Origin of the sequence: Mycobacterium sp. 94-17 (assembly GCF_035617725.1) — a bacterium.
In the GTDB taxonomy this organism is placed as follows: Bacteria; Actinomycetota; Actinomycetes; order Mycobacteriales; family Mycobacteriaceae; genus Mycobacterium.
In genome coordinates this window covers 1-5,108 of sequence record NZ_JAPIYN010000044.1, presented here as the reverse complement: position 1 = coordinate 5,108, position 5,108 = coordinate 1, and the positions used below count along the sequence as shown (strand labels likewise).

The window sequence follows — 5,108 nt, the reverse complement described above, 5'->3', positions numbered from 1 at the left end:
GACGAACACGCGGTATCCACCGACACCGCCGGCCCCTCCAGCCCCAGCACATAAGACACCCGCCCCGAGGCGACGCTCGACGACTGCCCGGTCAGCCGGAAGCCCTCCGCGGCCGGCGCGGCGCCCATACCGTAACCCTGCGTGTACACCCCGGCGAACATTCCGGTGGCGCTGCCGCGCAACGTGCCGGGCTCAATTCCGGCCCGCTCCAACGCTTCCCAGGACAGCTCGAGAAACATGCGCTGCTGCGGGTCCATGGACAGCGCCTCGCTGGGCGCGATGCCGAAGAAGGCCGGATCGAAGTCCCCGACACCGTCCACAAAGCCGCCGGTGCGGGTGTAGCAGGTGCCCGGCACGTCGGGATCCGGGTTGTACACGCCGGCCAGGTCCCAGCCGCGATCGGTCGGGAATTCGGACAGCACGTCGCGGCCCTCGGCCAGCATGGTCCACAGGTCCTCGGGGGAATTCACCCCACCCGGGTAGCGGCACGCCATGCCGACGATGACGATCGGGTCGTCGTCGGTGACGCGGGCGACCGGGGCGTGCTTGATCTCCTGCGGCAGCCCGGCGAGCTGGGTGCGGATATAGCCGGCCAGGCCGTTGGGGGTCGGATAATCGAAGATCAGGGTGGGCGAAAGCGCCAGTCCGGTAGCGGTTTTGAGCCGGTTACGCATCTCGACCGCGGTCAGCGAGTCGAAGCCCAACTCCTGGAACGCCTTGTCCGGGTCGATCGCGTCGGCGGCGGTGTTCCCCAGCACGGTGGCGATGTGCGAGCGCACCAGGTCCAGCAGCACGGCATGCTGTTCGGTCTCGGACAATCCGTCCAGGCGATGCGCCAGAGCCGATTTCGATTTCGCGGCGGCCAGCGAGTCGTCCACCCGGCGGCGCGTCGGAGCGTTGACCAGGTCGGTGAACATCGGCGGGACGCTGACCGCATGAGCCCGCAGCGCGCCCAGATCGATGCGGGCCGGCGCCAGGAAAGGTTCGTCGACGATCAGCGCGGTGTCGAAGAGTTCCATGGCCTCGTCCGAGGACAGCGCCAAGATGCCGTCGCGGCCCAGGCGGGCGAGGTCGGCGGCGTCCAGGCCGCCGGTCATGGCGCTGGCCTGATCCCACAACCCCCAGGCCAGCGAAACCGCAGGCAGCCCGTGCGCCCGGCGGTGCGCGGCCAGCCCGTCCAAGAACGAGTTGGCCGCCGCGTAGTTGCCCTGGCCCGACGAGCCGACCAGCCCGGCCATCGACGAAAACATCACGAAGGCAGACAGATTCGCGTCGCGGGTCAGCTCGTGCAGATTCCAGGCCGCGTCGATCTTGGCCCGCAACACCGCGTCGACGCGCTCGGGGGTCAGCGAGGTGACCATCGCGTCGTCCAGCACCCCGGCCGCGTGGATGACGCCCGACAGCGGCCGCCGCGCCGAAATGTCGTCGATGACCCGCGCCAGCGCCGCCCGGTCGGCCGCATCGCACGCGACGACGCGCGCCCGGGCCCCCGCGGCGTGCAGCTCGGCGACCAACTCGGCGGCCCCGGCAGCTTCCGGGCCGCGCCGGCTCAGCAGCACCAGGTCCTCGACGCCGTGGTGTGCCGCCAGGTGGCGGGCCAGCGTCGAACCCGCCATGCCGGTTCCGCCGGTGATGAGCACCGTGCCCGCATTCAGCCCCGAACTTGGGCCGGCACCCGGCCCAGAAGGCAAAGTCATGACGACCTTGCCGATGTGGCGGGCCTGGCTCAGGTACCGCAACGCGGTGCGGGCGCGTCGCACGTCAAAGGTCGTGACGGGCAACGTTTTCAACACCCCGGCGTCGAACAGCCCGGCCAGCTCCTGCATCCACTGGTGCATCCGGGGGCGTCCCGGCTCGAACAGGTCGAAGGCGCGGTAGCGCACACCCGGGTACTGCTGGGCCACCACGCCCGGGTCGCGGATGTCGGTCTTGCCCATCTCCAGGAACACGCCGCCGGGGGCGACGAGCCGCAATGAGGCGTCGACGAATTCGCCGGCCAGCGAGTCCAGCACGATATCCATGCCGGCGCTGCCGGTGACCGTCCGGAACTTGTCCTCGAATTCCAGGCTGCGCGAATCGGCGATGTGATCGTCGTCAAAGCCCATGGCACGCAAGGTGTCCCACTTGCCGCGGCTGGCCGTCGCGAACACCTCTAGGCCGAGATGCCTGCCCAGCGCAACGGCAGCCATCCCGACGCCGCCCGCTGCGGCGTGCACCAGCACCCGCTGCCCCGGCTTGGCGTCGGCCAGGTGGACGAACGCCATGTAGGCGGTGGTGAACACCGCCGAAATGCCCGCGGCTTCGGGGTAGGACCACTCGGCGGGCTTGTGCTGCAGCAGGCGCACGTCGCCGGGCACCAGGGTGCCGCTGCCGTCGGGGAAGAAGCCGTACACCGAGTCACCGACCGCGAACTCGGTGACGCCAGGCCCGACTTCGACCACCACGCCGGCGCCCTCACCGCCGAGCAGGGCGTCGTGGGTGAACATGCCCAGGGTGATCATGACGTCGCGAAAGTTGGTGGCGATGGCGCGCAGGGCCACCCGAACCTGGCCGGGCTCCAGCGCCGCGCCCGCATTGGGAACCGGCTCCAATTGCAGGTTTTCGAACGTGCCCGCGCTGCTGATCCCGAGCCGCCAGGGCCCGTCGGCCGGCGGCGTCAGGATGCCGTCGACCGCGCGGCTGCCGCGCACCCGCGCGGTGTACGCCGTCCCGCCCCGCAGCAACACCGCGGGCTCGCCGACCGCCAGAACGGTCGCTATCGCGCTATCATCAAGCGCCGCATCGGAATCCACCAGGACGATCCGGCCGGGATGTTCGGTCTGCGCCGACCGAACCAGCCCCCACACCGCCGCGCCGGCCAGATCGGTGACGTCCTCGCCCGCCAGCCCCATCGCGCAGCGGGTCGCGACCACCAGCACTCCGGAGCCGTGCCCGGTCAGCCATGACTGCACGGCCGCCAGCGCCCGATGCGTACGCTCATACGACCCGAAGACCGGATCCTCGCCGGCGGCAACGGATTCGAATACCTCGTGCACAACGGGCCCGGCGCCGGCTGCGGTCGGGGCCGGCGGCGCCGGTGACCAGACCACCTCGAACAGCCGATCCGGACCCGAGGCCGACACCGCCGCGCGCAGCTGGCGCTCGCTCACCGGGCGCGCGACCATCGCGCGCACCGACAGCACCGGCAAGCCGAGTCCGTCGGCGAGCTCGATGGAGACGCCCGACGGGCCCGCCGGCGCGATGCGCGCACGGACCGCCGAGGCGCCCGCGGCGTGCAACGACACACCCTGCCACGAGAACGGCAACACCACTTCCTCGGTCTGGCCCGCGAGGTCGTGACTGACGACCAGCGCATGCATGGCCGCATCCAGCAACGCCGGGTGCACGCCGAAACCGCCGACGCCGCCGGCGGCGTCGGGCAGCCGCACCTCGGCGAACACCTCGTCGTCACGCATCCACGCCGCGGTCAGGCCCTGAAACGCCGGCCCGTAGCCGTACCCGCGCGCGGCCAGCCGCTCGTAGCCGTCGGCCGCGTCGACCTTGACGGCTCCCGCAGGCGGCCACGCCGACAGGTCCGCGCCCGGCTCGACCGAGCCGGGGCTCAGCATCCCTTCCGCGTGGCACACCCAGCCGGACCCGGACTCGGCGCGCGAGAAGATCGACACCTCGCGCCGGCCGGACTCTTCGCCGGGACCGACCACCACCTGCACCGCGACCGATGCGGGCCCGGAATCCTTGGCGGGCAGCAGCAACGGCGCCTGCAGCGTAAGTTCTTCGACCGTCGAGCAGCCGACCTCGTCACCGGCGCGGATCGCCAGCTCCACGAAGCCGGACCCGGGGAACACGATCGTGCCGGACACGGCGTGATCGGTCAGCCAGCCCTGCAGGCTCGCCGACAAGCGCCCGGTCAGCACCACGCCGCCCGACGCCGGCAGCTCGACGACCGCGCTCAACAGCGGATGCTCGCCCGCGCCCAGCCCCAGCCCCGAGGCGTCGGCCGCTACGCCCTCGGACAGCCAAAACCGGCGCCGGTCAAAGGCATACGTCGGCAACTCGACGAAGCCTGCGCCGTCCAGCGCGCCGCGCCAGCGGACGCTCACTCCCGCGACGAACGCGGTTGCCGCCGACGTCAGGAATCGGTCGAGTCCACCGTCGTCGCGACCCAGGGTGGGGATGACGATCGCCTCGGTGTCGGCGCCCCCCTGGTCGTTGGCGGTGTCCTCGAGGCCGGCGACCAGGGCCGGGTGGGGACTGGATTCGATGAACGTGCGGTATCCGTGCTCGCAGGCGCTGCGCACCGCCTGATCGAACTGCACAGTCTGCCGGATGTTGCGATACCAGTAGTCGGCGTCCAATCCGGCTGTGTCCAAACGGTTTCCGGTCACCGTGGAGAAGAACGCGATGCGCGACGAGCGCGGCTCGATACCGGTCAGCACCTGCGCAAGGTCAGCGCGGATCGCCTCGACCTCGACCGAGTGCGAGGCATAGTCCACGTCGATCCGCCGGGTCCGCAACTCCAGATCGGCGCAGAAGCCGACAAGCTCGTCGAGCGCGGCCACCTCACCCGACACCACGACGGCCGACCTGCCGTTGACGGCGGCGATGCTGACGCGACTGCCATAGGGCGCCAACAACTCCCGGGCCCGTTCGGTGCTGCACGCGATCGACAGCATCCCGCCCGGTCCGGCCAGTGACGTCAAGAGCTTGCTGCGCAACGTGACCACCCGGGCGGCGTCGCGCAGCGACAGCGCACCGGCGACGTAGGCAGCGGCGATTTCACCCTGCGAATGGCCGATCACCGCGTCCGGAGTCACCCCGACCGACTTCCACAGCTCGGCCAGCGACACCATCACCGCGAAGAGCACCGGTTGCACGACGTCGACCCGGTCCAGCCCGGGCGCATCGGGTGCGCCCCGCAGCACACCGGTCAGCGGCCAGTCGACGAATTCGGCGAAGGCCTCTTCGCATTCCCGGATCTGCTGTGCGAATACCGGTGCGGTGTCGAGCAATTCATCGGCCATACCCGGCCATTGGGATCCCTGGCCGGGGAAGACGAACACGGTCTTGCCCGCGGGCGCCGCGGTGCCGCGAACGACCGAGCCGCCCAG

Annotated in this window: 1 protein-coding gene; it reads right to left on the bottom strand. The window is 70.9% G+C overall.

Annotation, left to right across the window (positions count from 1 at the left end; genetic code table 11):
- Positions 1-5,108: SDR family NAD(P)-dependent oxidoreductase (locus tag OQ789_RS25495; RefSeq protein WP_324689166.1), on the bottom strand; the 5,108-nt coding region annotated here is incomplete at both ends.